This window comes from Microbacterium sp. S1037 (genome assembly GCF_048381605.1).
GTDB lineage: Bacteria > Actinomycetota > Actinomycetes > Actinomycetales > Microbacteriaceae > Microbacterium > Microbacterium testaceum_B.
Map to the genome: position 1 here is coordinate 856,086 of NZ_JBLWIG010000002.1, position 24,315 is coordinate 880,400.

24 protein-coding genes are annotated in these 24,315 nt (G+C 69.0%); 11 read left to right on the top strand and 13 right to left on the bottom strand.

From position 1 onward, the window contains the following. Positions 1–4 precede the first annotated feature (4 nt). The 3 genes from ACMW4R_RS14825 to ACMW4R_RS14835 are packed head-to-tail and all read left to right on the top strand — an operon-like array spanning position 5 to position 2,927. Positions 5–1,051, top strand: coding sequence for a FecCD family ABC transporter permease (locus ACMW4R_RS14825; protein WP_418300253.1), 1,047 nt, complete (start codon positions 5–7; stop codon positions 1,049–1,051). Continuing rightward, the gene (locus ACMW4R_RS14830; RefSeq protein WP_418300254.1) at positions 1,048–2,106 is read left to right on the top strand and encodes a FecCD family ABC transporter permease; all 1,059 of its coding nucleotides are present in this window, start codon (positions 1,048–1,050) and stop codon (positions 2,104–2,106) included. The genes ACMW4R_RS14825 and ACMW4R_RS14830 overlap by 4 nt, the downstream gene beginning before the upstream one ends. Continuing rightward, positions 2,103–2,927: an ABC transporter ATP-binding protein gene (locus ACMW4R_RS14835; RefSeq protein WP_058614617.1), complete on the top strand. Its 825-nt coding sequence runs from the start codon at positions 2,103–2,105 to the stop codon at positions 2,925–2,927. The genes ACMW4R_RS14830 and ACMW4R_RS14835 overlap by 4 nt, the downstream gene beginning before the upstream one ends. 180 nt (positions 2,928–3,107) lie before the next feature. Here the strand turns inward: ACMW4R_RS14835 and ACMW4R_RS14840 are convergent, their stop codons facing one another. The 8 genes from ACMW4R_RS14840 to sufB form a co-directional block, all read right to left on the bottom strand. Then, entirely contained in the window at positions 3,108–3,656 is a 549-nt protein-coding gene (locus ACMW4R_RS14840) for a hypothetical protein (protein WP_153001300.1), read from the bottom strand. A gap of 154 nt (positions 3,657–3,810) precedes the next feature. Further along, positions 3,811–4,743: a siderophore-interacting protein gene (locus tag ACMW4R_RS14845; protein ID WP_058627485.1), complete on the bottom strand. Its 933-nt coding sequence runs from the start codon at positions 4,741–4,743 to the stop codon at positions 3,811–3,813. Between the two features lie 78 nt (positions 4,744–4,821). Beyond that, complete coding sequence (locus ACMW4R_RS14850; protein WP_058628939.1) at positions 4,822–5,985, bottom strand: MalY/PatB family protein; 1,164 nt, start codon at positions 5,983–5,985, stop codon at positions 4,822–4,824. 101 nt (positions 5,986–6,086) lie between these two features. Continuing rightward, the gene (locus ACMW4R_RS14855; RefSeq protein ID WP_013586729.1) at positions 6,087–6,416 is read right to left on the bottom strand and encodes a metal-sulfur cluster assembly factor; all 330 of its coding nucleotides are present in this window, start codon (positions 6,414–6,416) and stop codon (positions 6,087–6,089) included. A 9-nt stretch (positions 6,417–6,425) separates the two neighbouring features. Then, positions 6,426–7,196, bottom strand: a complete 771-nt coding sequence (gene sufC, locus ACMW4R_RS14860; RefSeq protein WP_058597732.1) for a Fe-S cluster assembly ATPase SufC — start codon at positions 7,194–7,196, stop codon at positions 6,426–6,428. A 64-nt stretch (positions 7,197–7,260) separates the two neighbouring features. Next, positions 7,261–7,590, bottom strand: coding sequence for a non-heme iron oxygenase ferredoxin subunit (locus tag ACMW4R_RS14865; RefSeq protein ID WP_058614619.1), 330 nt, complete (start codon positions 7,588–7,590; stop codon positions 7,261–7,263). Then, positions 7,587–8,777, bottom strand: coding sequence for a Fe-S cluster assembly protein SufD (sufD, locus tag ACMW4R_RS14870; RefSeq protein WP_058597730.1), 1,191 nt, complete (start codon positions 8,775–8,777; stop codon positions 7,587–7,589). The genes ACMW4R_RS14865 and sufD overlap by 4 nt, the downstream gene beginning before the upstream one ends. Further along, on the bottom strand, positions 8,778–10,196 hold the full coding sequence (gene sufB / locus ACMW4R_RS14875) for a Fe-S cluster assembly protein SufB (RefSeq protein WP_058597729.1): 1,419 nt from the start codon (positions 10,194–10,196) through the stop codon (positions 8,778–8,780). Between the two features lie 249 nt (positions 10,197–10,445). On the opposite strand from sufB, the gene ACMW4R_RS14880 reads away from it, so the two are divergent. Together ACMW4R_RS14880 and ACMW4R_RS14885 are read left to right on the top strand one after the other, a co-directional pair. Then, positions 10,446–11,432: a COX15/CtaA family protein gene (locus ACMW4R_RS14880; RefSeq protein ID WP_418300255.1), complete on the top strand. Its 987-nt coding sequence runs from the start codon at positions 10,446–10,448 to the stop codon at positions 11,430–11,432. Positions 11,433–11,687: 255 nt separating this feature from the next. Further along, positions 11,688–12,161, top strand: coding sequence for a hypothetical protein (locus tag ACMW4R_RS14885; protein ID WP_058597727.1), 474 nt, complete (start codon positions 11,688–11,690; stop codon positions 12,159–12,161). 61 nt (positions 12,162–12,222) lie between these two features. On the opposite strand, the gene ACMW4R_RS14890 is transcribed toward ACMW4R_RS14885, so the two are convergent. After that, the gene (locus ACMW4R_RS14890; RefSeq protein ID WP_058597859.1) at positions 12,223–13,149 is read right to left on the bottom strand and encodes a heme o synthase; all 927 of its coding nucleotides are present in this window, start codon (positions 13,147–13,149) and stop codon (positions 12,223–12,225) included. 228 nt (positions 13,150–13,377) lie between these two features. Between ACMW4R_RS14890 and tkt the strand changes: the two genes are divergently transcribed. Genes tkt through pgl form a run of 6 tightly spaced genes read left to right on the top strand, consistent with a single transcriptional unit; the run spans position 13,378 to position 21,525 of the window. Next, a complete protein-coding gene (tkt, locus tag ACMW4R_RS14895; protein WP_418300256.1) occupies positions 13,378–15,477 on the top strand; it encodes a transketolase in 2,100 nt (699 codons plus the stop codon). An 18-nt stretch (positions 15,478–15,495) separates the two neighbouring features. Next, positions 15,496–16,617: a transaldolase gene (gene tal, locus ACMW4R_RS14900; protein ID WP_363338766.1), complete on the top strand. Its 1,122-nt coding sequence runs from the start codon at positions 15,496–15,498 to the stop codon at positions 16,615–16,617. Beyond that, entirely contained in the window at positions 16,614–18,239 is a 1,626-nt protein-coding gene (locus ACMW4R_RS14905) for a glucose-6-phosphate isomerase (protein ID WP_418300257.1), read from the top strand. Before tal ends, ACMW4R_RS14905 begins: the two co-directional genes overlap by 4 nt. Positions 18,240–18,242: 3 nt before the next feature. Then, on the top strand, positions 18,243–19,793 hold the full coding sequence (gene zwf, locus ACMW4R_RS14910; protein WP_058597855.1) for a glucose-6-phosphate dehydrogenase: 1,551 nt from the start codon (positions 18,243–18,245) through the stop codon (positions 19,791–19,793). Continuing rightward, entirely contained in the window at positions 19,790–20,737 is a 948-nt protein-coding gene (locus ACMW4R_RS14915) for a glucose-6-phosphate dehydrogenase assembly protein OpcA (protein WP_058597854.1), read from the top strand. Before zwf ends, ACMW4R_RS14915 begins: the two co-directional genes overlap by 4 nt. Further along, the gene (gene pgl, locus ACMW4R_RS14920) at positions 20,734–21,525 is read left to right on the top strand and encodes a 6-phosphogluconolactonase (RefSeq protein ID WP_058597853.1); all 792 of its coding nucleotides are present in this window, start codon (positions 20,734–20,736) and stop codon (positions 21,523–21,525) included. The genes ACMW4R_RS14915 and pgl overlap by 4 nt, the downstream gene beginning before the upstream one ends. Positions 21,526–21,600: 75 nt before the next feature. On the opposite strand, the gene ACMW4R_RS14925 is transcribed toward pgl, so the two are convergent. From ACMW4R_RS14925 to ACMW4R_RS14940, 4 genes are all read right to left on the bottom strand, one after another. Next, on the bottom strand, positions 21,601–21,954 hold the full coding sequence (locus ACMW4R_RS14925) for an RNA polymerase-binding protein RbpA (protein ID WP_013586743.1): 354 nt from the start codon (positions 21,952–21,954) through the stop codon (positions 21,601–21,603). Position 21,955: 1 nt separating this feature from the next. Continuing rightward, a complete protein-coding gene (gene secG / locus ACMW4R_RS14930; RefSeq protein ID WP_013586744.1) occupies positions 21,956–22,204 on the bottom strand; it encodes a preprotein translocase subunit SecG in 249 nt (82 codons plus the stop codon). A 114-nt stretch (positions 22,205–22,318) separates the two neighbouring features. Further along, a complete protein-coding gene (gene tpiA, locus ACMW4R_RS14935) occupies positions 22,319–23,107 on the bottom strand; it encodes a triose-phosphate isomerase (RefSeq protein ID WP_058596645.1) in 789 nt (262 codons plus the stop codon). Continuing rightward, on the bottom strand, positions 23,098–24,312 hold the full coding sequence (locus ACMW4R_RS14940) for a phosphoglycerate kinase (protein ID WP_058614718.1): 1,215 nt from the start codon (positions 24,310–24,312) through the stop codon (positions 23,098–23,100). The genes tpiA and ACMW4R_RS14940 overlap by 10 nt, the downstream gene beginning before the upstream one ends. Between the last annotated feature and the right edge of the window lie 3 nt (positions 24,313–24,315).

The window sequence follows — 24,315 nt, forward strand, 5'->3', positions numbered from 1 at the left end:
CGCGATGAGCACTCTCGCTCCGGCACCCACCGCCCCCGGCGACGCCCGCCCGCGTCGCTGGGGGCGGCGCCGCGCCGTCGGTGTCGTGGCGCTCGTCATCGTCCTCGTCGTCGCCGCGATCCTGTCGGTCACGTTCGGGGCTCGCGATGTCACGCCGGCCGACGTCTGGGCCGGGCTCACCGGTTCCACCGACACGGCTTCGGCGGCCGCGGTCGCCAAGCGCGTTCCGCGCACGCTGCTGGCGATCCTCGTCGGCGCGGCTCTCGCGGTCTCGGGCGCGGTCCTGCAGGGGGCCACGCGCAATCCCCTCGCCGACCCGCAGATCCTGGGCATCAACGGCGGAGCGGGACTCGCGATCGTCGTGGGGCTCGCCTTCTTCGGGCTCGGATCTGCGACGTCGTACATCTGGGTCGGCATGATCGGTGCCGCGGCGGCCGCGGTTCTCGTCTATGCGATCGGCTCGCTCGGCCGCGGTGGCGCCACGCCGCTGCGTCTTGCGCTCGCCGGCGCCGTGAGCGCCGTGGCCTTCAGCTCTCTCACTAGCGCCGTCCTCCTTCCGCGCATCAACGTCATGAACGATTTCCGCTTCTGGCAGATCGGCGGCGTCGGCGGCGCGACGTTCGAGACCATCCTTCAGGTGCTTCCTTTCCTCCTCGCCGGGCTGGTGATCTGCCTCGCCTGCGCATCGACGCTCAACACCCTGGCCCTCGGCGATGAGCTCGCCGCGGGGCTCGGCGCGCGCGTGCGCACGGCGAGGCTCGTCTCCACCGGTGGGGCCGTCATCCTGTGCGGAGCGGCGACCGCGGTCGCCGGGCCCATCGGCTTCGTCGGTCTCGTCGTCCCGCACATGATCCGTCTCGTCGTCGGTGTCGACCACCGCTGGCTGCTCCCCGTGTCAGCTCTCGGCGGAGCCACTCTGCTCACTCTCGGCGACATCGTCGGCCGCGTCGTCGCACGACCCGAAGAGATCGAGGTCGGCATCGTCACCGCCCTGGTCGGCGCCCCGTTCTTCATCGCGCTCGTCCGGCGCCAGAGGATGAGAGCGCTATGACCGCCACCCTCGTCTCCCCGTCTCCCCCCGCGCTGACCTCCGTCATCGCCGGGCGCCAGCGGCGGCGCCGCAGGTGGGCGCTGATCACCGGCGTCCTCGTACTCCTCGTGATCGCCGCCTTCTCGCTCTCCCTCATGCTCGGGCAGACGGCCTACTCCCCCGTCCAGGTGTGGGGGGTGCTCACCGGGCAACGCGTTTCCGGAGCGTCGTTCACGGTGGGCGAACTGCGCCTTCCCCGCGCGGTGACCGGGCTGTTCACGGGTCTGTGCTTCGGAATGGGCGGCGTCATCTTCCAGTCGATGCTCCGCAACGCCCTCGCGAGCCCCGACGTGATCGGCATCAACACCGGCGCGAGCGCGGCAGCCGTCATCGGCATCGTCGTGCTCGGGCTCGGGGAGACGGCCGTGTCGTTTCTGGCGATGGCTGCCGCCCTTGTAGCCGCCCTCACGATCTACCTGCTCGCCTACCGGAACGGCGGATCGGGCGCGCGGCTGATCCTCGTGGGCATCGGCGTCGCCGCGATGTGCCAGGCCGTGGTGTCCTACGTCATCGCGCGCGCCGCGGAGTACGACCTGCCCGCCGCCATGCGCTGGATCACGGGCAACCTCAACGATGCGACGTGGGATCGGGCGCTGCCCGTGATGGTCGCCGTCCTCGTGCTCGGACCGGTGGTGCTCGCCCTCTCCGGCCGGCTCGAGATCCTGCGCATGGGCGACGAGACGGCCGCCGCGGTGGGGCTGCCCGTCGAGCGGAGCCGCGTCCTGCTCATCGTCGCCGCCGTGGGGCTGCTCGCCTTCGGTACCGCCGCCGCCGGCCCCATCGCGTTCGTGTCGTTCCTCGCGGGCCCGATCGCGGTGCGACTCCTCGGGCCGGTCGGCTCCCCCATTCTCCCCGCGGGCCTCATCGGCGCGTTGCTGGTCCTCGTGGCCGACTTCTGCGGCCAGTACGCCTTCGGCACCCGCCTTCCCGTGGGCGTCATCACCGGCGTTCTCGGGGCCCCCTATCTCATCTACCTGCTCGTGCGCAGCAGCCGATCCGGAGGAACTTCGCTATGACCGTCGAGCGCTCCCTGGTGGCCGAGGGCGTCACCCTCGGCTACGGAGACCGGACCATCGTCGACACGCTCGACCTTCGGATCCCGCCCGGCCGGGTGACGACGATCGTCGGGGCGAACGCGTGCGGCAAGTCCACGCTGCTCAAGGCCATGGCACGTCTGCTCACGCCCTCCGCGGGCCAGGTCCTCCTGGACGGCAAGGCGATCCACCGCCAACCCACCAAGCAGGTGGCGCGCGTGCTGGGTCTGCTCCCGCAGTCCCCGATCGCCCCCGACGGCATCGCCGTCTCCGACCTCGTCAGCCGGGGCCGCCACCCTCATCAGGGTGCGCTGTCACGGTGGACGAGCGCCGACGACGCCGCCGTGGCGCGCGCCCTCGAGGCGACCGACACCGCGCACCTCGCGGATCGTTCCGTGGACGAGCTCAGCGGCGGGCAGCGCCAGCGCGTCTGGATCGCCATGGCGCTCGCGCAGGAGACCGACGTCCTGCTGCTCGACGAGCCGACCACGTTCCTCGACATCAGCCACCAGATCGACGTGCTCGACCTCCTCACCGATCTCAACCGCGAGCGCGGAACCACGGTGGCGATGGTGCTGCACGACCTGAACCTCGCCGCACGCTACGCCGACCACCTGGTCGCGATGGCGCAGGGTCGCGTGGTCGCGGCGGGCGATCCGGCCGAGGTGCTCACCGAGACGATCGTGCGAGAGGTGTTCGGTCTCGACAGTCGCGTGGTTCCCGACCCCCTGACCGGTCGCCCGATGGTCATCCCGATCGGCCGGCACCACACGGTGACCGAGCCGGAGCAGGCGCTGAGCTGACCTGAGCTGAGGAGTGCGGATGCCGGCATCCCGGCATCCGTATTCTGGCGAACCCTCCTCGGGGGTGTAGCTGCATGGCCGTCAGGCATGGCTTCGTGCGCGGCTCATCCGCTTGCGCGGGCGCAAGACCAGCGCTGCCCTTCGAGATGTACCTCGAGATCGCGAGGAGATCTGCGGGGGTTAGGAGAAGTCGACGACGGACTTCACTCTCATCGTCTGCTCGTGCAGCGACGGGTAGGAATGCATCTGTGACGGGTCGATTAAATATCCTGCCGCGTCCATCACGCCGAGCGATTCGAGCTCACTGTCGTTTCGCCATGCGGCGGCAAACTGCGCAGGTGTATCGATCGCGTATGCGACGGTGAAATCGCCGACGTGACCGATCGCTACTTGTGCCGATTCTCCGTCGATCGAGAGCGGAGCCGATCGCCACGACACGTCGTTCGCGGCCGCATCGATGGCGATTCCGCGGAAGAGCCGAGACCGATCCAGAGAATTGGCAGCCAGGAGTGCGGCTATCCGAACACCCCACTCATCTGCCCACAGACCCGAAGTGACCAGGGCACGTCCCGCGGGAGCTGAAGCTGCCAACGTGACATCCGTGGCAGCCTCAGTGACAAGGCCGTTCCAGCCATACAGCCATCGCGTGGTGTTGTTCTCGGACCGATTGAATCGAGCCTCGAGGAGCGGAAACGCCGGCGGGCGATAGCCTTCCACCTTGGTCATCATCCTCGCGAGGATACCGTGACCGCGGAATGGGCCGCCCCGGCGTCCTGCGCCCGTGCATGATCTGACACTCTGGGGGATCGTCGCAGCGATCCCACGTTCACGCAGCTGAGCCCGGTTCGCCTTCGAAAGACGGGAGGCCGTTCCGCAACACGGCCTAGGCCGACCGCTCCGTCTGGCCTTCGCGCCAGTACCCCATGAAGGCGACGCGTTTGCGGTCGACGCCGCATCCCTGCACGAGCATCCGGCGCAGCGTCTTGACGGTCGACGACTCCCCCGCGATCCACGCGTAGAACTCGCCCTCTCCGTCCTCCGGGCTGTCCCAGAGCAGCTCCTTCTCGAGGTCGATGTCCTCGAGCTCCTGTGGCCGCGGAGCTGCGGCGCGGGCGAGCACCTCGCCCGACGACTGCGTCCAGCCCTCGACGGCTTCGATCAATGCTTCGCCGTGCGAGCGCTCGTCGCGCGCCAGCCAGGTCACGCGCGCGTCTCCCACGGCGAGCGGAAGCGCATCGTCGATGGTCGGCACCTCGATGAACGCGTCGACGTCCATGCCGGGCTCGAGTCCCTCGAGCACCGCGCAGATCGCCGGGGCGGCGGTCTCGTCGCCGGCCAGCAGAAGGCGCCGAGCCGTACCCGGGTGGAAGTCGATCCCCTGCGCCGACTCGGGGCTGCGCGCGTCGGGACCGACGACGAGGATCGAGTCCCCCGGCGCCGCGGCCTCGGCCCACGCCCCCGCGGGCCCGGCGTCGTGGTGCAGCACGAAGTCGACGTCGAGCTCGCGCGCCTCGGGATCGATCCGCCGCACGGTGTACGTGCGGAACGGCATCCGCTCCGCGTCGGGCAGATCCCTCCAGCGGACGTACCACTCGCCGTTGTCGATCGCCGACGGATCGTTCTGACCGATGTCGCACAACTGTCCGTCCGGCCCGGGCAGCACGATCTTGATCCGCTGGTCACGTCGGTCGGTGCCGAAAACGTCGAAATCCGCGGAGGTGAACGTGATTCGCGCGAAGTGCGGCGACAGCCTGCGGGCCTCCTTCACCACGGCGACGTACGGACGGTAGGCGGGGCGCGTGGCGGTGGCGGTCACCGAATAAGGATACCCTTACCTATCTCCGGATGCCAGAACCCCGGCATCCGTTATCCCACGGTCGAGACGACCGACCGTTCATGCTCCGCGCGCGAGCCGGCCGATCCGCTCGATCGCCTCGCGCAGCACCTCGGGCGCGCACCCGACGTTGATGCGGACGTGTCCAAGGCCCTCCACCCCGAAAAGCGGACCGTGATGCAGGGCGACCTTGGCCTCCCGGCGGATGAGCGGCGCCGGGTTGTCACCCCAGCCGTAGGCCGACACGTCCACCCAGGCGAGGAAGCCCGCCTCGGGCAGGCGGTATCGCGCGAGCGGCAGATGCTCAGCGAGCAGTTCCGCCAGAAGACGGCGGTTCTCATCAAGGGCGACGAGCAATTGATCGAGCCACGCGTCGCTCTCGGCCGCGAAGGCGGCGCGGTTGGCGATCACGCCGAAGAGCCCTGCCCGCCACTCCACCTCCCACGGCAGCCCCCGCACCACCGCCGCGGTCTCGTCCGAGCCGGTCACGATCACGGCACATTTCAGCCCCGCCAGGTTGTACGTCTTGCTCGCGCTCGTGACCGCGTACCCCACAGCAGCCGCCTCGGGCCCGGCATCCAGGAACGGGGTGAAGACGGACGGCGCGTGGGTCAGGGGCGCATGGATCTCGTCGCTGACGACCGTGGCCCCGTAGCGGTACACCAGCCGAGCGAGCTCCGCGAGCGACTCCCGCGTGTGGACGGTCCCGGTGGGGTTGTGCGGATTGCACAACAGCACCGAACGCGCGCCGTCGGCAAGCGCGCGTTCGATCCCCTCCAGGTCGAGAGACCAACGCTCGCCGTCGTCGAGGAGGGGAACGCGCTCGACGACTGCTCCGGCCTCCTCCACGGTGTCGTAGAACGGCGGGTACACCGGCGGGGTGACGATCACGCGGTCGCCCGGCGAGGTGACCGCGCGCAGCACCTCGACGACCCCCATCATCACGTCCCCGGTCCAGCGGATTCGCGCGGGGTCGGGACGCCATCCCCAGCGGCGGTCGGCGTACGCGGCGAAGTCGAGGTCGATACCGGGTCGCGGCGGCGTGTAGCCGGTGTCGCCGATCTCGACGGCCCGATACAGGGCGGCGGTGATCGCGGGTGCGAGGGCGAAATCGGTCTCGGCGACGAACATCGGAATGACGTCGTCGCCGTAGGAGCGCCACTTGGTGCTGCTGCGCTGGCGGAGGAGGTCGAGCGGCAGGGCTTTCAAGGGGGGAACGCTCATCCCGAAAGCCTAATGAGAGCCTCGGATGCCACGGAATCCGGGTGTCAGACGGAGAAACACGAATGCCCACCCCGAGAGGGGTGGGCATTCGAGGAAAGTGTTCAGATCGCGAAGCCGAGGGCGCGCATCATGTCGCGGCCGTCGTCGGTGATCCGCTCGGGACCCCACGGCGGCATCCACACCCAGTTGATGCGGAAACGGTCCACGACGTTGTCGAGGGCCTGGGCCGTCTGCTCTTCGAGCACGTCGGTCAGCGGGCAGCCGGCCGAGGTCAGGGTCATGTGGATGACGAGCGCGTCGTTCTCGTCGTCCCAGGCGAGGTCGTAGATGAGTCCGAGGTCGACGACGTTGATCCCCAGTTCGGGGTCCATGACGTCTTTCAGGGCCTCGGTGACCTCGTCGTACTTCTCGGGAGCGAGGGTTGCGGTCATGTAACGATCTTACGCGTCGATCGGGGTACCGGCCTCGAGGAAGCGGTCGTAGCCCTCTTCCTCGAGTCGGTCGGCGAGCTCGGGACCGCCCTCTTCGACGATCCGGCCCTTCACGACCACGTGCACGTAGTCGGGGCGGATGTAGCGCAGGATGCGGGTGTAGTGCGTGATGAGCAGCACACCGAGGTCGGTCTGCTCCTTGGCACGGTTGACGCCCTCGGAAACGATCTTGAGCGCGTCGACGTCGAGGCCCGAGTCGGTCTCGTCGAGGACGGCGATCTTCGGCTTCAGCAGCTCGAGCTGGAGGATCTCGTGGCGCTTCTTCTCGCCACCCGAGAAGCCCTCGTTGACGTTGCGCGAGGCGAACTTCGCGTCCATGCGCAGGTTCTCCATGGCACCCTTGACGTCCTTGGTCCAGCTGCGGATCGCCGGTGCCTCGCCGTCGATGGCCGTCTTGGCCGTGCGCAGGAAGTTGGTGACCGTGACACCGGGGATCTCGACCGGGTACTGCATCGCGAGGAACAGGCCCGCACGGGCGCGCTCGTCGACGCTCATCTCGAGCACGTCCTCACCGTCGAGGGTGATGGAGCCGCTCGTCACGGTGTACTTGGGGTGACCGGCGATCGTGTACGCCAGGGTCGACTTGCCGGAGCCGTTGGGGCCCATGATGGCGTGGGTCTCGCCGGTGCGCATGGTCAGCGTCACACCGTTGAGGATCGGGGTCGTACCGTTCTCCGTCTCGACCGTCACGTGGAGGTCGCGGATCTCGAGGACAGACATGGTGTTCCTTACTCGTAAAGTCTCTGGTCGTGGTCGTCGTCGTGGGCGGCGGCGTGGGCGGCGCTCAGGCCGTCGCCTTGGTGACGGACGGATCGATGAGCACGTCGTCTCCGTCGATCACGACCTCGTACACGGGGACCGGCTCGTAGGCCGGGAGGTTCAGCGGGCGGCCGGTCTTCAACGAGAAGGCGGAGCCATGGGCCCAGCACTCCAACGTCTCGCCCTCCACGAAGCCGTCGGAGAGCGAGATGTCGCCGTGCGTGCAGACATCGCCGATCGCGTGGACATCGCCGTTGCCGTCGAGCACGACCGCGATGGCGACGCCGTCGATCTCGACGCGCCGCGCCTCGTCCTGCACGAGCTCGCTCAGCGCGCAGGCGCGCGTCGCGCTCACGCAGCAGCCCCCTCGGCCAGCTCGCGCTCGATCGCGGCGATGAGCTCGCTCTCGAGCTCCGGGATGCCGATGCGCTGGACGATCTCGCTGAGGAAGCCGAGCACGACGAGACGTCGCGCCTCTTCTTCCGCGATGCCGCGGGCCTGGAGGTAGAAGAGCTGCTCGTCATCGAAGCGTCCGGTGGCGCTGGCGTGGCCGGCGCCCTGGATGTCGCCGGTCTCGATCTCGAGGTTGGGGATCGAGTCCGCGCGCGCCCCGTCGGTGAGCACGAGGTTGCGGTTGGCCTCGTACGAGTCGGTGCCCGTGGCATCCGGTCCGATGAGCACGTCGCCGATCCACACGCTCCGGGCGCTCTCGCCCTGCAGCGCGCCCTTGTAGAGCACGTCGCCGACGGTGTGCGGGCCCTTGTGGTGCAAGTAAACCTGCGACTCGAGGTGCTGACCGGCGTCCGAGAACGAGAGGCCGTACAGGCGACCCTCGCTGCCCGCGCCGGCGAGCTCGACCGAGGGGTTGACGCGCACCACGCCGCCGCCGAAGCTCACCACGACGTGCGTGAGCTTGGCGTCGCGGTCGACGCGGGCCTGGTGCGAGGAGGCGTGGATCGCGTCGTCGTTCCAGTTCTGCACCGACACGACCGTGAGTTCGGCGCCGTCGCGCACGAGGATCTCGACGTTCTGCGCGTGCTGAGCGGTCCCCTCGTGCCGCAGCACGACGGTGCCCCGCGAGTGCGGCTGCGCCTCGATCACGACGTGGGCGTGCGCGAGGCCGCCCGTGCCGTTCAGGTGGACGACGATGGGCTCGTCGAGCTCGACCTCGGCGGGGATGCGGAGAAGCGGAGCCTCGGCTTCGTGGGTCCACGCCAGGGCGGCGAGCCTGTCCTCGGGACGGAAGTGCTCGCCCCGCGGGGCATCGCCCGACGCGAGGCGCAGCTGCTCGACCGCCGCGGGTGCCTGGACGTCGACCTCGATGACGCCGGACGGGCCGGCCTCGTCGACGAAGAGCGGGGCGAGCCGGTCGACCGGGCTCAGCTTCCAGTTGACCTCGCGGCCGGTGGGAACGCCGAAGTCAGCCGGGTCGAAGGACGTGGGTCGCTCCGAGCGCGTCTGCACCGGGACGACGGACGCCACGAGGGCGGCCGGGTCGACATGACCTTCGGCGGCTGCGGGTGATTCGGTCGCAGTCGTCATTTAGCCTACGGATCCTTCCATGCCCATCTCGATGAGCTTGTTCAGTTCGAGCGCGTACTCCATGGGGAGTTCGCGGGCGATGGGCTCGATGAACCCGCGCACGATCATGGCCATGGCCTCGTCTTCGGGCAGACCGCGGGACTGCAGGTAGAAGAGCTGCTCCTCGCTGACCTTCGAGACGGTCGCCTCGTGGCCGAGCTGCACGTCGTCGACGCGGATGTCGATGGCCGGGTACGTGTCCGAGCGCGAGATCGTGTCGACCAGGAGCGCGTCGCAGCGCACGGTGTTCGCGGAGTGGTGCGCATTGGCATCCACCCGCACTTCACCGCGGTAACCGGCGCGACCGCCGCCGCGAGCGATCGACTTCGAGACGATCGACGACTGCGTGTACGGCGCCATGTGGATCATCTTCGCGCCCGCGTCCTGGTGCTGACCGGGACCGGCGAAGGCGACCGACAGGGTCTCGCCCTTGGCGTGCTCGCCCATGAGGTAGATGGACGGATACTTCATCGTCACCTTGGAGCCGATGTTGCCGTCGACCCACTCCATGGTCGCGCCCTCGTGGGCGACGGCGCGCTTGGTGACGAGGTTGTAGACGTTGTTCGACCAATTCTGGATCGTCGTGTAGCGCACTCGGGCGTTCTTCTTCACGATGATCTCGACCACGGCCGAGTGCAGGGAGTCCGACTTGTAGATCGGAGCCGTGCAGCCCTCGATGTAGTGGACGTAGCTGTCTTCGTCGGCGATGATCAGCGTCCGCTCGAACTGTCCCATGTTCTCGGTGTTGATGCGGAAGTATGCCTGCAGCGGGATCTCGACATGCACGCCCTTCGGGACGTAGACGAACGAGCCGCCCGACCACACCGCGGTGTTCAGCGCCGCGAACTTGTTGTCGCCCGCGGGGATGACGGTGCCGAAGTACTCCTCGAAGAACTCGGGGTGCTCGCGCAGAGCCGTGTCCGTGTCCATGAAGATGACGCCCTGCTGCTCCAGGTCCTCGCGGATCTGGTGGTAGACGACCTCGGACTCGTACTGGGCGGCGACACCGGCGACGAGACGCTGGCGCTCGGCCTCGGGGATACCGAGCTTCTCGTACGTGTTGCGGATCTCCTCGGGGAGGTCCTCCCACGACTGCGCCTGCTTCTCGGTCGAGCGCACGAAGTACTTGATGTTGTCGAAGTCGATGTCGGAGAGGTCGGCGCCCCACGTCGGCATCGGCTTGCGACCGAAGAGCTGGTACCCCTTCAGACGGGTCTTCAGCATCCACTCGGGCTCGGACTTGAGAGCGGAGATGCCGCGCACCACGTCCTCGTTGATCCCGCGCTGGGCCACCGCGCCGGCGGCGTCGGTGTCGTGCCAGCCGAACTCGTATTGCCCCAGGCTCTCGAGCTCTGGTCGGTCGATGAGGACATCGGACATGGTGATCACTCTCCTTCTCGGGCTGCAACGGTGTCATCCGCCCCGACATTCCGGACTCCGGTCGAAGTCTCAGGAAGGTCGCTGGTGAGCCCGCTCGAAGGCGCTGGCTGCGCGCCTAGACTGTCTCTGGTGCCGAACGCGTGAGCGCTGCACCCGGACCCTTTGATTCTACAGGCAAGACCCGCTCCTGGCACGGCAGCACCGCTGCCCCGACGGCCCCGAGCGGCCCGCTGCCAGGAAGCCCGACGCATGTCCTCCGCCTCGACCTCCCCCGCCCGCTCTCGCCTCGCCGGAGGACTCCGCCGCTTCGTCGCGTGGCTGCCGGCCGACGTCGACCGCCGCGTGCGCGTCTTCGCGTGGCTCTCGTTCGTCGCCGAGGTCCTGATCATCGGGACCGGCGGCGCCGTCCGTCTGACCGGCTCGGGGCTCGGCTGCCCCACCTGGCCGCGTTGCACCGCCGACTCGATCGTCAACACTCCCGAAATGGGGATCCACGGGGTCATCGAGTTCGGAAACCGGACGCTGACAGGGCTCGTCGGCATCCTGGCCCTCGTCGTGGTCGTGCTCGTCTGGCGCATGCGGCGCGAACGCCGCGTGCTGTTCGTCCTCGCGCTGATCGTGCTCGGCGGCGTCGTCGCGCAGGCGCTCGTGGGCGGAGTCACCGTCCTCACGGGCCTCAACCCGTTCATCGTCGGCTTCCACTACATCGCGTCGGTGTCGCTGGTCGCCGTGTGCGCCGCCTTCCTGGTGCTGATGTCGGGTCCGGCCGGGAGCCGCGTCCTCGCCGTTCCGCGATGGTTCGCCGGTCTCGTCCACGCGACCACGGGCGTCCTCGCCCTCACGATCGTGTTCGGTGTACTCACCACCGGGGCCGGCCCCCACTCGGGCGACGCCGCGGCCGGTCGCAACGGTTTCGACGCCGAGATCCTCGAGCACGTGCACTCCTGGCCGGGGTACGCCCTCTTCATCCTGACGCTGGTCGTCGTCATCGCGGCGTGGCGTCTGCGACTGCCCGTACGTCGGTGGGCAACAGCCCTCCTGGCGATCGAGCTCGTGCAGATCGCCGTCGGCCTCTACCAGGCGCGCAACGGCCTGCCCGAGATCGCCGTCGGCACCCATATGGTGCTCGCTGCCCTCGCCGCTTCCGCGATGACCGTGGTCGTGCTGCGCCTCAAGGAGCCCGCGGCCGCGGTCGCCGCCGCCGACCGACGCGAGACGGCGTCCGCTCGCGGCTGACGACCACCGCGCTTCGCAAGACCGCCCCGGATGCCATAGGCCCGGGGCGGTCTTGGCATCCCAGGCGGCTTCCCGTGTGCACGACATGCCCCTTATACGCTCATAGGGAATTCATCGGCGACCCCTAGCCACCGCCATGATGCATGCGACACCGTGGACTGTCCGGTGCACCCCTGCGCCCGGATCCCCGGTGCCTCGCCACCGGAAACCGCATCCGCGCCTCCCCCGGGCGCGGAACGACAAGGAGTACATCTCATGCAGACCCGTCCCCGTCTGGTCACCAACATCCCGTTCTGGGTGCTCGTGATCGCGTCGCTCGCCGCAGTGATCGGCGGACTCGTCCTCGTCCTGGCGCAGGTCAACGCGATCCAGGCCCTGGTCAACGACCCGAACGCCACGGTCGTCACCGTCTACGTCGCCCAGTCGTGGGTGTCGGTGGGCGCCGCCGTGCTCGCCGCGGGCGCGATCGGCCTCGCCTCGGCACTCGCCGTCGCCACCGTCGTCTCGACGCGCACGAACCCCGAGGTCGCCATCGAGACCATCGACTGGACCAGCGACGAAGAAACGGCGCCCGAGCAGGCTCCGGCCTTCGCGACCGCCCCCTCCACGGCCCCGACCACCGCGGCCCCGATCGCCGTCGAGGACGCCGACATCGAGACGCCCTCGACCGCTCCCGCCCCGCCGCAGGCGGCAGCCCAGAAGGACGACACCGACTCCGCCGCGCGCTGAGCCACACGAGAAAGCGCCCGCCCCGAGATCGGGGCGGGCGCTTTCTCGTGGACGCAGACCGTCAGAACGGCAGCAGCGGATCCACGGCGATCGCGACGAACAGGAGCGTGAGATACGTGATCGAGGCGTGGAACACGCGCATCGGCCGGGGTTCGCCACCCCGTACGGCACGGGAGTACAGGCGGTGCGATTCGTAGATGAACCACCCACCGAAGACGACCGCCGAGACCGTGTAGACGAGACCCATGGATGCCACGGGGATGAGCAGCAACGAGCAGGCGACGGTGGCCCACGCGTACAGGATGACCTGGAGGCCCACCTGCGATCCACTACGGGTCGCGCCGAGCATGGGCACATCGACCTCGTCGTACTGATCGGCGTACTTCATCGACAGCGGCCAGTAGTGCGGGGGTGTCCACAGGAACACCAGCGCGAAGAGGATGAACGGCGCCCAGGAAAGGGATCCGGTCACGGCCGACCACCCGATGAGCACGGGGAAGCAGCCAGCGATCCCGCCCCACACGATGTTCTGTTCGGTGCGGCGCTTGAGGATCATCGTGTAGATCACGACGTAGAAGAAGATGGCCGCGGCCGACAGACCCGCAGCGAGCGTGTTGGTGAAGGCCCACAGCCACACGGTCGAGAACACCGCGAGCGTCCACGCGAAGACGAGCGCTCCCCGCGGCGACACCTCGCCGGTGACGAGCGGCCGGTTCTCGGTGCGCTGCATGTGCGCGTCGATGTCTCGATCGAGGTACATGTTGAACGCCGCGGCGGATCCGGCACTCAACGAACCGCCGATGACGGTCGCGAAGATGAGCCACAGGTTCGGCAGGCCGCCCTGCGCGAGGATCATGACCGGCACCGTCGTGACGAGCAGCAGCTCGAGCACACGCGGCTTCGTCAGAGCGACGTAAGCGCGAATGGTTCGTCCGACGGAGCGGCGATCGGTCGTCGCAATGACGTGCGACGTCGTCGAGATGTCCATCGTCCCCCGGGGTAGCGCGTATGAAACCTCCACGATTCTACGCCATGCCCACCACACGACCGGCCGCCTGTCGACCCCCGTCACGGACCGCAACGGTCGCGGTCGATCTCGCTATGCTGGCCGTGAACGCGCGCCCCGCGCCGACACCCCACCCCTCTCCCACTCCTACGGTGGTGAGTGCGGCGTCGGAAGTGATCCGGGCGCAAAGTATCGAGAAAGGCGACCCTGTTGTCGGACTTCGAATGGGACGAGATCGATCGGCGCGCGGTGGACACCGCTCGCATCCTCGCGGCGGATGCCGTTGAGAAGGTGGGCAACGGCCACCCCGGAACGGCGATGTCGCTGGCTCCCGCCGCGTACCTGCTGTACCAGCGCGTGATGCGGCACGACCCGGCCGACACGCACTGGCCGGGCCGCGACCGTTTCATCCTCTCCGCCGGTCACTCCTCGCTCACGCAGTACGTGCAGCTCTACCTCGGTGGTTTCGGCCTCGAGCTGAAAGACCTCGAGGCGCTGCGCACCTGGGGTTCGCTCACCCCGGGCCACCCCGAGTACGGCCACACCGACGGCGTCGAGATCACCACCGGCCCGCTCGGCCAGGGCCTCGCCTCCTCGGTCGGCTTCGCCTACGCGGCGCGCTACGAGCGCGGCCTCTTCGACCCGGAGTCCCCCGCCGGCGAGAGCCCCTTCGACCACTACGTCTACGTCATCGCCGGTGACGGCGACCTCCAGGAGGGCGTGACCAGCGAGGCGTCCTCGCTGGCTGGCCACCAGGAGCTCGGCAACCTCATCGCGATCTACGACTCCAACCAGATCTCGATCGAGGACGACACGAACGTCGCCTTCACCGAGGACGTGCAGAAGCGCTACGAGGCCTACGGCTGGCACGTCCAGACCGTCGACTGGAAGAAGACCGGTCAGTACGTCGAAGACGTCGCCGAGCTCTACTCCGCGATCGAGGCCGCCAAGGGCGAGACCAGCAAGCCGTCGCTCATCATCCTCAAGACGATCATCGGCTGGCCCTCGCCCGGCAAGCAGAACTCCGGCAAGATCCACGGCTCGGCGCTCGGCGCCGACGAGCTGCGGGCCACCAAGGAGGTGCTCGGCTTCGACCCCGAGCAGAACTTCGCCGTCGCCGACGAGGTGATCGCCCACACGCGCGGGCTCGTCGAGCGCGGCGAGGCCGAGAAGGCCGCCTGGCAGCAGAAGTTCGACGCCTGGGCCGCCGCCCACCCCGAGCGCAAGCAGCTCTGGGACCGCCTCCAGGCCCGCGAGCTCCCCGCCGACATCGCCGACGCGCTTCCCGCCTTCGAGGCGGGCAAGGACGTGTCCACCCGCGCCGCCTCGGGCACCGTCATCAACGCGCTGGCCGCCGAGCTCCCCGAGCTCTGGGGAGGCTCGGCCGACCTCGCCGAGTCGAACCTGACGACGATCAAGGATGCCAAGTCCTTCATCCCCACCTCGTGGTCGACGCACGAGTGGTCCGGCGATCCGTACGGCCGCGTGCTGCACTTCGGCATCCGCGAGCACGCCATGGGCGCCATCCTCAACGGAATCGTCCTCCACGGGCCCACCCGCCCCTTCGGCGGCACGTTCCTCATCTTCAGCGACTACATGCGCCCGCCGGTGCGTCTGGCCGCCCTGATGAACATCCCGACGATCTTCGTCTGGACGCACGACTCGGTCGCCCTCGGCGAGGACGGCCCGACGCACCAGCCGATCGAGCAGCTCGCGACGCTCCGCGCGATCCCCAACTTCGCTCTCGTGCGTCCCGCGGACGCCAACGAGACGAGCGTCGTGTGGCTCGAGATGCTCCGCCGCACCGCCGGCCCCGCCGGTATCGCCCTGACCCGCCAGAACATCCCCGTGTTCGCGCGCGGCGAGGGCGAGGCATCCGGTGACGAGTTCGCCTCGGCCGCGGGTGCCGTCAAGGGTGCGTACGTCCTGGCCGAGGCGGCGAACGGCGAGCCCGACGTCATCCTCATCGCCACCGGCTCCGAGGTGCAGCTCGCCGTCCAGGCGCGCGAGACGCTCGCCGCTGAGGGCGTGCACGCCCGCGTGGTGTCGGCTCCGTCGCTCGAGTGGTTCGCCGAGCAGGACGAGGCGTACCGCGAGTCGGTGCTCCCCTCCTCGGTCAAGGCGCGCGTGTCGGTCGAGGCCGGTTCCGCGCTCAGCTGGCACGGCATCGTCGGCGACGCCGGTCGTTCGGTCGCGATCGAGCACTTCGGTGCGTCGGCCGACTACAAGACCCTTTTCCAGAAGTTCGGCATCACGGCCGAGGCCGTCGTCGAGGCCGCGCGCGACTCGATCGCCGCCGCCAAGAAGTAATACGAGGAGACAACGACAATGAGCACTCCCACCGAAGACCTGTCCGCCGCGGGCGTCAGCATCTGGCTCGACGACCTCTCGCGTCAGCGCATCCAGTCCGGCAACCTCGCCGAACTCATCCAGTCCCGCAACGTCGTCGGCGTGACCACCAACCCGACGATCTTCGCCGGGGCCCTGTCCAAGGGCGAGGCGTACGAAGGTCAGGTCAAGGAGCTCGCCGCCGCCGGCGCCGGCGTCGACGAGGCGATCTTCTCGATCACCACCGACGACGTGCGCGACGCGTGCGACATCTTCCTGCCGGTCTTCGAGGCCACCGACGGTGTCGACGGCCGCGTGTCGATCGAGGTCTCACCCGATCTCGCGCACGACACCGAGGGCACCATCGCCCAGGCGAAAGACCTCTCGGCCCGGGTCGACCGGAAGAACGTCCTCATCAAGATCCCCGCGACCAAGGCGGGCCTGCCGGCCATCACCGAGGTCATCGGTGCCGGCATCTCGGTCAACGTCACGCTGATCTTCAGCCTCGAGCGGTACGCCGAGGTCATCGACGCCTACCTCGCCGGCGTCGAGAAGGCGCAGGCCGCCGGTCACGACATCTCGACCCTGCAGTCGGTCGCGTCGTTCTTCGTCTCGCGTGTCGACACCGAGATCGACAAGCGTCTCGCTGCGATCGGTACCGACGAGGCCGCGGCGCTCAAGGGCAAGGCCGGCATCGCCAATGCCCGCCTCGCGTACGAGCTCTACGAGAAGAAGTTCGCCGAGGACCGCGCGAAGGCTCTCCTGGCTGCCGGCGCCACCGTCCAGCGCCCGCTGTGGGCGTCGACCGGCGTCAAGGACCCGGCGCTGCCCGACACGCTCTACGTGACCGAGCTGGTCGCTCCCGGCACCGTCAACACGATGCCGGAGAAGACGCTCGAGGCGACCTTCGACCACGGCGTCATCACCGGCGACACGGTCACCGGCGCGTACGCCGAGGCGCACGAGGTCTTCGACCGTCTCGCGGCCGTGGGCGTCGACGTCGCCGATGCGACGCAGACGCTCGAGGACGAGGGCGTCGAGAAGTTCATCGCCTCCTGGCACGAGCTGCAGGACACGGTGAAGACCGCTCTCGACGCCGGAAGCGCCCAGGCCGCGCAGTGACGTTCGAGGTCAAGGTCACCGGCCACGTCAAGTCGGTCGTCGACGCCGAGCTCCCCGGCTTGGTCGGGTCGCTCGTGGCATCCGGCATCACCGCCGGCGACGCGAGCCTGTGGGGCCCGGCTGCCGAGGACGAGGCCTCTCGCCGACTCGGATGGGTGCAGGCGGTCTCCGTCTCGCGCCCGCTCGTCCCCGAGATCACCGCCCTGCGCGACGAGTTCGTCGCGCAGGGCGTGACCCGCGTCGTGCTGGCCGGCATGGGCGGTTCGTCGCTTGCGCCGGAGGTCATCGCCCAGTCCGCCGGCGTCCCGCTGGTGATCCTCGACTCGACCGCCCCCGGACAGGTGCTCGCCGCGATCGACGGCGACGCTGAGGCGGGAGGGCTCGCGCAGACGCTCCTCGTGGTCTCGAGCAAGTCGGGGTCAACGATCGAGACCGACTCCGCCAAGCGGGCATTCGAGGCCGCCTACCGCGACCTCGGCATCGACCCCGCCGAGCGCATCGTCGTGGTCACCGACCCCGGCTCCCCGCTCGAAGAGGCCGCTCGTGCCGACGGCTACCGTGTCTTCACGGCAGACCCCACGGTGGGCGGTCGCTATTCGGCCCTCACGGCCTTCGGTCTGGTCCCGGCGGGTCTCGCCGGCGTCGACATCGAAGATCTCCTGAACGAGGCGGATGCCACCCTCCTCGAGGTCGCGATCGACTCCCCCGAGAACCCGGCGCTCCTGCTGGCCGCGGCGATCGCGGGCGGCGGCGAGCACCGCCGCGACAAGCTCGGCCTCGTGATGGACGACGCTCACCTCCCCGGCCTGCCGGACTGGATCGAGCAGCTGATCGCCGAATCCACCGGCAAGCAGGGAACCGGCATCCTTCCGGTCGTGCTGCTCCCGGTGTCTCCCGAGGTCGAGTCGACTCCCGAAGACCTGCAGGTCGCGCGCTTCGTCGACGACGCCCACAAGCTGCACCTGTTCGAGCATCACCACGGCGAGATCCTCGTCAGCGGTTCGCTCGGTGCGCAGTTCGTCGTGTGGGAGTACGCGACGGCGATCGCCGGCCGCATGCTCGGCATCGACCCGTTCGATCAACCCGACGTCGAGTCGGCGAAGGTCGCCACGCGCGGTCTGCTCGATGCGCGACCCGCACCCACTCCCCCGGCGTTCGTCGTCGACGGTGTCGAGGTGCGCGTCTCCGACCCCGCGTTGGCCGTGAGCGGAACCGTCGCGGGCGTCCTCGAGGCGCTGTGGGCCACGGTTCCCGCCGACGGCTATGTCAGCATCCAGGCGTACGTGAACCGGCTCGACGTTCCGCAGCTCCACGGACTGCGCGAACTGGTCGCCGCCGATGCGGGACGCCCCGCGACCTTCGGGTGGGGGCCGCGATTCCTGCACTCGACGGGGCAGTACCACAAGGGAGGGCCGGCCAACGGCGTCTTCCTCCAGATCACCGAACGCACCGACGTCGACCTCGAGATCCCGGGGCGCCCGTTCACGTTCAGTGAGCTCATCCAGGCACAGGCTGCGGGTGACGCGAGCGTGCTGGCGGAGGGCCACGGCCGCCCCGTCGTCACGCTGACGCTGACCGACCCGCAGATCGACGTTCTTTCACTCTTCGAGGCGGCACAGTAGAGCATGGTCGTAGAGATCACCCCGGGCCATAACCCCCTTCGCGATCCTGAGGATCGCCGGCTGAGCCGGATCGCCGGCCCCAGCGCACTCGTCATCTTCGGCGTGACAGGAGACCTGTCGCGCAAGAAGCTCATGCCGGCGGTCTACGACCTCGCCAACCGCGGGCTTCTGCCGCCCGGCTTCGCTCTCGTGGGCTTCGCGCGCCGGGACTGGGAAGACCAGGACTTCGCGAAAGTCGTCTACGAGTCGGTCAAGCAGTATGCCCGCACCGAGTTCCGCGAAGAGACCTGGAAGGAGCTCCTCGAGGGCATCCGGTTCGTCCAGGGCGAGTTCGACGACCCGGCGGCCTTCCAGCGTCTGCGTGAGACGGTCGATCGTCTCGACGTGGAGCGCGGGACGATGGGCAACCACGCCTACTACCTGTCGATCCCCCCGAAGGCGTTCCCGCTCGTCACCACACAGCTCAAGGCCTCGGGCCTCGTCGGCGGAGACGCCGACAAGACGAGCGGGTGGCGACGTGTCGTCATCGAGAAGCCCTTCGGCCACGACCTCGCCTCGGCACGCGCGCTGAACGAAGTCGTCGAGAGCGCTTTCCCGGCGGACTCGATCTTCCGGATCGACCACTACCTCGGCAAGGAGACGGTCCAGAACATCCTCGCGCTGCGCTTCGCGAACGAGCTCTACGAGCCCATCTGGAACCGCAACTACGTCGATCACGTGCAGATCACCATGGCCGAAGACATCGGCGTGGGTGGGCGTGCCGGCTATTACGACGGGATCGGCGCCGCTCGCGACGTCATCCAGAACCACCTCCTGCAGCTGCTCGCCCTCACGGCGATGGAGGAGCCCATCAGCTTCAACGCCGCCGACCTGCGTGCCGAGAAGGAGAAGGTGCTCGCCGCCGTCCGCCTCCCGGAGAACCTCGCCGAGGCGACCGCTCGCGGCCAGTACGCGGGTGGCTGGCAGGGCGGCGAAGAGGTTCTCGGCTTCCTCGAGGAAGACGGGATGAACCCCGAGTCCGTGACCGAGACGTACGCCGCGATCAAGCTCGAGATCAACACCCGCCGTTGGTCGGGCGTGCCGTTCTACGTCCGAAGCGGGAAGCGTCTCGGCCGCCGCGTCACCGAGGTCGCCGTCGTCTTCAAGCGCGCGCCGCAACAGCTGTTCTCGCGCAGCCAGACGCAGGAGCTGGGGCAGAACGCGCTCGTCATCCGCGTCCAGCCCGACGAGGGCGTCACGATCCGGTTCGGCTCCAAGGTCCCCGGCGACGGCACCCAGGTGCGCGACGTCACGATGGACTTCGGCTACGGCCACGCCTTCACCGAGGCGAGCCCCGAAGCGTACGAGCGACTCATCCTCGACGTCCTTCTGGGTGACCCGCCGCTCTTCCCCCGCCACGAGGAGGTCGAGCTCAGCTGGAAGATCCTCGACCCGATCGAGGAGTTCTGGGCCGCCCAGGGCGGTCCGCTGGAACAGTATTCGCCCGGATCGTGGGGCCCGGCATCCGCCGACGAGCTCCTCGCCCGCGACGGCCGCACCTGGAGGCGCCCGTGATCATCGACCTGCCCGACACCACCGTCAGCGCGATCTCGAAGAAGCTCGTCAGCGTCCGCGAAGAAGGCGGAGCCGTCGCTCTCGGTCGCGTCCTGACCCTTATCATCGTCACGCACCACGGCGCCGAGGAAGAGGTCATCGAGGCCGCGAACGACGCCTCGCGCGAGCACCCGATGCGCGTCATCGCCGTGCTCTTCGGCGACGAAGACGAGGCTCCCCGTCTGGACGCCCAGATCCGCGTCGGCGGGGACGCCGGGGCGAGCGAGGTCGTGGTGCTGCGCGCCCACGGCGCCGCGGGCTCCAACGCCGAGAGCCTGGTCACGGGGCTCCTCCTCCCGGATGCGCCCGTGGTCGCCTGGTGGCCGGCCGACGCGCCCGAGAACCCCTCGAAGTCGGCGATCGGCCGGATCGCTCAGCGCCGCATCACGGACGCGTCCTCTCAGGAGGACCCGGCCGCGTGGGTCGCCCGCTTGGGCGAGCATTACGCCCCCGGAGACACCGATTTCGCCTGGACGCGCCTTACGCGCTGGCGCGAGCAGCTCGCGGCGGTCCTCGATCAGCCGCCGTACGAGCCGGTCACGGCCATTGAGGTCAAGGGCGCGACGGACTCCCCGTCGACGGCCCTGCTCGCCGCGTGGCTCGGCCTCAAGCTGGAAGCGCCCGTCGACTACACCTACCTGTCGCCGGATGAGTGGGCCACCGGCATCAAGTCGGTGCGCCTGACCCGTGAGAGCGGCGACACCCTCCTCGAACGGCCCGAGCCTGCGGTCGCGGTGCTGACCCAGCCGGGACAGCCCACGCACGACCTCGCGTTCCCCCGCCGGACGCTGCGCGAGTGCCTCGCCGAGGAGCTTCGTCGCCTCGACCCCGACGTACTCTACGGCCGCGTCATCACCGAGTGCGCGCACCTTCTGCGCACCGCGGACGAGCGGAGCGACGCATGAGCGAGAACGGTGCGTCGAAGCGCGTCATCATCAAGCGCGACCCCGACACCCTGGCCGAGTACGTCGCGACGCGGTTCGTGAACCGCATCGTCAAGCGTGTCGCCGAGGGGAAGCGCATGCACGTGTGCCTCACGGGCGGAACGATGGGCGGCGCGGTCCTGCGCACCGCCGCGCGCGACCCCCGCATCGCCGAGATCGACTGGTCGCTCGTTCACTTCTGGTTCGGTGACGAGCGCTTCGTGCCGCGCGACTCCGACGACCGCAACGAGAAGCAGGCGCGCGAGGCGTTCCTCGACGGGCTCGACATCCCCGCCGCGAACATCCACGCCGTCGCGTCGTCGGACGAGGGTCTCGACCTGGATGCCGCCGCCATCGCGTACGCGGACGAGCTCGCGCAGTTCGCGCCCTCCGACCGCAGCGAGACGGGTCCGTGGCCGTCGTTCGACATCTGCTTCCTCGGTGTGGGGCCGGACGCGCACATCGCGTCGCTCTTCCCCGACCGCTCCGAGATCTCGGTGACCGATCGCGCAACGGTCCCCGTGCGGGACTCCCCCAAGCCCCCGAGCGACCGCGTGTCCCTCACGCGACCGGTCATCAACTCGTCGAAGCGCGTGTGGATGGTCATCGCCGGAGCCGACAAGGCCGCCGCGCTCGGTCTCGCCCTCGCCGGTGCGAGCTACCAGAGCGTTCCCGCCGCGGGAGCCAAGGGTCGTCGTCGCACCGCGTTCTTCGTCGACGAGTCGGCCGCCGATCAGGTTCCCCCGCAGCTCATCGACCGCGAGTACTGAGACCCGCAAACGAGAAGAGACCGGATGCCGATGGCATTCGGTCTCTTCTCGTTACGGCGAACGGTGGCGCAGGCGTTACTGACCGCGGCGCTCGCGCAGCTGCTGCAGCGCGTCGTCGAGGAGCGACGCCGCTTCCTCGTCGGTGCGGCGTTCCTTCACATACGCGAGGTGCGTCTTGTAGGGCTCGGACTTCGCCAGAGCCGGAGGGTTGTTCTTGTCGCGGCCGGCGGGGAGGCCGGAGTGCGGCGAGTCGATGGTCTCGGGGATCTCGTCGTCGGGGATCCCGGCGGCGAAGTAGCGGACCGTCTCATTGCCGAGCGCGTCCCAGTACGAGACAGCGACACGATCGGCGTGGAAGCCGTGGTCCTGCTCGCCCATGGGGCCGGCGCCCACCCGGGAGCCGCGAATCGCGTTGCCGCCAGTAGCCATGTCAGATCTCCGCGAACTTGGTCAGCAGACCGAGACCGACGATGGTGACGAACCACACCAGCGCGAGCACGATCGTGAAACGGTTGAGGTTGCGCTCTGCCAGGCCCGAAGAGCCGAGCGCGGAACTCATGCCGCCGCCGAACATGTCGGACAGACCGCCGCCGCGCCCCTTGTGGAGCAGGATGAGGAGGGTCAGCAGGAGACTGGTGACACCCAGAAGCACCTGCAGGACGAACTCGAGAATCTGCACTGTCGAAAGCCTTTCGCGAGCGACCTGGTCGGCCGCACAAGCGTCAAGTATACGGGGAGGCGGGGCGAGCACACGGATGCCCGCGACGAAGCGCCGCGGGCATCCGGTTCGGAGTCAGACCCCGACGTGCTTCTGGTAGCGGATGATCGCCGCGAACTCGTCGACGACGAGGCTCGCGCCACCCACCAGGGCGCCGTCCACATCGGGCTCGCGCATGAACGCGGCGATGTTGTTCGACTTGACCGAGCCGCCGTAGAGCACGCGCGTGCGCGCGGCCGCGTCGGCTCCGAGCTTGTCGGCGACGACGGCCCGCAACTTCGCGCAGACCTCCTGCGCCTGGTCGGGCGTTGCCGCCTGACCCGAGCCGATGGCCCAGACCGGCTCGTACGCCACGACGATGTCGGCACCGGATGCCACGCCCTCGAGCGCGACCTCGAGCTGCCCCACGGGCACGGCGCTCGCGCCGAACTTCTCGAGGTCCTCCGACGTCTCGCCCACGCAGATCACCGGGACGAGACCGTGACGGAGAGCCGCCTGGGTCTTGGCCGCGACGACCTCGTCGGTCTCGTTGTGGAACTGGCGGCGCTCCGAGTGACCGATGATCACGTAGCGCGCGTTCAGCTTGGCCAGGAACTGGCCCGAGATCTCACCGGTGTACGCACCGGAGTCGTGGGCGGACAGATCCTGACCGCCGAGAGCGAACTCGATCTTGTCGGCATCCAGAAGGGTCTGCACGGTCCGCAGGTCGGTGAACGGCGGGAAGACCGCCACCTCGACGCTGTCGTTCTCGTGCTTGGCTTCCTTCAGCGTCCAGTGCAGCTTCTGGACGAACGCGACCGCCTGCAGGTGGTCGAGGTTCATCTTCCAGTTGCCGGCGATGAGGGGGGTTCTGGTCACACCCATCCGAGGACCTCCAGTCCGGGGAGCTTCTTACCTTCGAGGAATTCCAGGCTGGCACCGCCACCGGTGGAGATGTGACCGAACTGGTCGTCCGCGAAGCCGAGCTGACGCACGGCAGCCGCGGAGTCTCCGCCGCCGACGACGCTGAGGCCGTCGACCTCGGTGAGCGCCTGCGCGACGGTCTTGGTGCCGGCTTCGAACGCCTTCATCTCGAACACGCCCATCGGGCCGTTCCAGAAGACGGTGCGGGATCCGCGGATCGCGTCGGCGAACAGCTCCGCCGTGCGGGGACCGATGTCGAGGCCCAGGCCGGACGCGCCGAAGGGTGTGTCCTCCAGCTTGTCGGCATCGGCCACGACGTGCTCGGCGTCCGCAGAGAACGACGCTGCGACGACGGCATCGACCGGAAGCACGATCTCGACGCCGCGCTCCCGCGCCGTGGCGAGGTAGCCCTTCACGGTGTCGATCTGGTCCTGCTCGAGCAGGCTCGAACCGACCTTGTGCCCCTCGGCGACGAGGAAGGTGAACATCATCCCGCCGCCGACGAGAAGCTTGTCGACGCGCGGGAGCAGGTGCTCGATCACGCCGAGCTTGTCGCTGACCTTCGAGCCACCGAGGACGACCGTGTACGGACGCTCCGGGTTCTCGGTCAGGCGGTCGAGGACCTCGAGCTCCTTCTGGATGAGAAGGCCCGCGGCGGACGGCACGATCTGGGCGAGGTCGTAGACGCTCGCCTGCTTGCGGTGCACGACGCCGAAGCCGTCCGACACGAGGGCGTCGCCGAGACGGGCGAGCTCCCGGGCGAACGCCTGGCGTTCGGTCTCGTCCTTCGAGGTCTCCCCCGCGTTGAAGCGGAGGTTCTCGATGACGGCGACCTCGCCGTCCTCCAGGGCGGCCACGGCCTCCTGTGCCGACTCACCGACCGTGTCGCGTGCGAACGCGACGGGCTGGCCGAGCAGCTCGGAGAGGCGCTGCGCGACCGGCTCGAGCGAGTACTTCGGGTCGGGCGCGCCGTCGGGACGGCCCAGGTGCGAGCACACGACCACACGCGCGCCGGCGTTGATCAGTGCGTTGAGAGTCGGCAGCGACGCCCGCACGCGGCCATCGTCCGTGATGACGCCGTCCTTGAGAGGAACGTTCAGGTCACAACGGACGATGACGCGCGTGCCGGCGAGCGACCCCAGCGAATCGAGGGTGCGCAGAGCCATGAA

Excerpts from the sequence above, each read along its gene's own strand:
- sufD (WP_058597730.1), bottom strand. The coding sequence starts at position 8,777 with ATGACGACTGCGACCGAATCACCCGCAGCCGCCGAAGGTCATGTCGAC.
- ACMW4R_RS14825 (WP_418300253.1), top strand. The coding sequence starts at position 5 with ATGAGCACTCTCGCTCCGGCACCCACCGCCCCCGGCGACGCCCGCCCG.
- ACMW4R_RS14925 (WP_013586743.1), bottom strand. The coding sequence starts at position 21,954 with ATGGCTACTGGCGGCAACGCGATTCGCGGCTCCCGGGTGGGCGCCGGC.
- ACMW4R_RS14830 (WP_418300254.1), top strand. The coding sequence starts at position 1,048 with ATGACCGCCACCCTCGTCTCCCCGTCTCCCCCCGCGCTGACCTCCGTC.
- pgl (WP_058597853.1), top strand. The coding sequence starts at position 20,734 with ATGAGCGAGAACGGTGCGTCGAAGCGCGTCATCATCAAGCGCGACCCC.
- ACMW4R_RS14885 (WP_058597727.1), top strand. The coding sequence starts at position 11,688 with ATGCAGACCCGTCCCCGTCTGGTCACCAACATCCCGTTCTGGGTGCTC.
- ACMW4R_RS14880 (WP_418300255.1), top strand. The coding sequence starts at position 10,446 with ATGTCCTCCGCCTCGACCTCCCCCGCCCGCTCTCGCCTCGCCGGAGGA.
- sufC (WP_058597732.1), bottom strand. The coding sequence starts at position 7,196 with ATGTCTGTCCTCGAGATCCGCGACCTCCACGTGACGGTCGAGACGGAG.
- zwf (WP_058597855.1), top strand. The coding sequence starts at position 18,243 with ATGGTCGTAGAGATCACCCCGGGCCATAACCCCCTTCGCGATCCTGAG.
- tpiA (WP_058596645.1), bottom strand. The coding sequence starts at position 23,107 with ATGGGTGTGACCAGAACCCCCCTCATCGCCGGCAACTGGAAGATGAAC.
- ACMW4R_RS14835 (WP_058614617.1), top strand. The coding sequence starts at position 2,103 with ATGACCGTCGAGCGCTCCCTGGTGGCCGAGGGCGTCACCCTCGGCTAC.
- ACMW4R_RS14855 (WP_013586729.1), bottom strand. The coding sequence starts at position 6,416 with ATGACCGCAACCCTCGCTCCCGAGAAGTACGACGAGGTCACCGAGGCC.
- tal (WP_363338766.1), top strand. The coding sequence starts at position 15,496 with ATGAGCACTCCCACCGAAGACCTGTCCGCCGCGGGCGTCAGCATCTGG.
- sufB (WP_058597729.1), bottom strand. The coding sequence starts at position 10,196 with ATGTCCGATGTCCTCATCGACCGACCAGAGCTCGAGAGCCTGGGGCAA.
- ACMW4R_RS14840 (WP_153001300.1), bottom strand. The coding sequence starts at position 3,656 with ATGATGACCAAGGTGGAAGGCTATCGCCCGCCGGCGTTTCCGCTCCTC.
- ACMW4R_RS14890 (WP_058597859.1), bottom strand. The coding sequence starts at position 13,149 with ATGGACATCTCGACGACGTCGCACGTCATTGCGACGACCGATCGCCGC.
- ACMW4R_RS14940 (WP_058614718.1), bottom strand. The coding sequence starts at position 24,312 with ATGGCTCTGCGCACCCTCGATTCGCTGGGGTCGCTCGCCGGCACGCGC.
- ACMW4R_RS14850 (WP_058628939.1), bottom strand. The coding sequence starts at position 5,985 with ATGAGCGTTCCCCCCTTGAAAGCCCTGCCGCTCGACCTCCTCCGCCAG.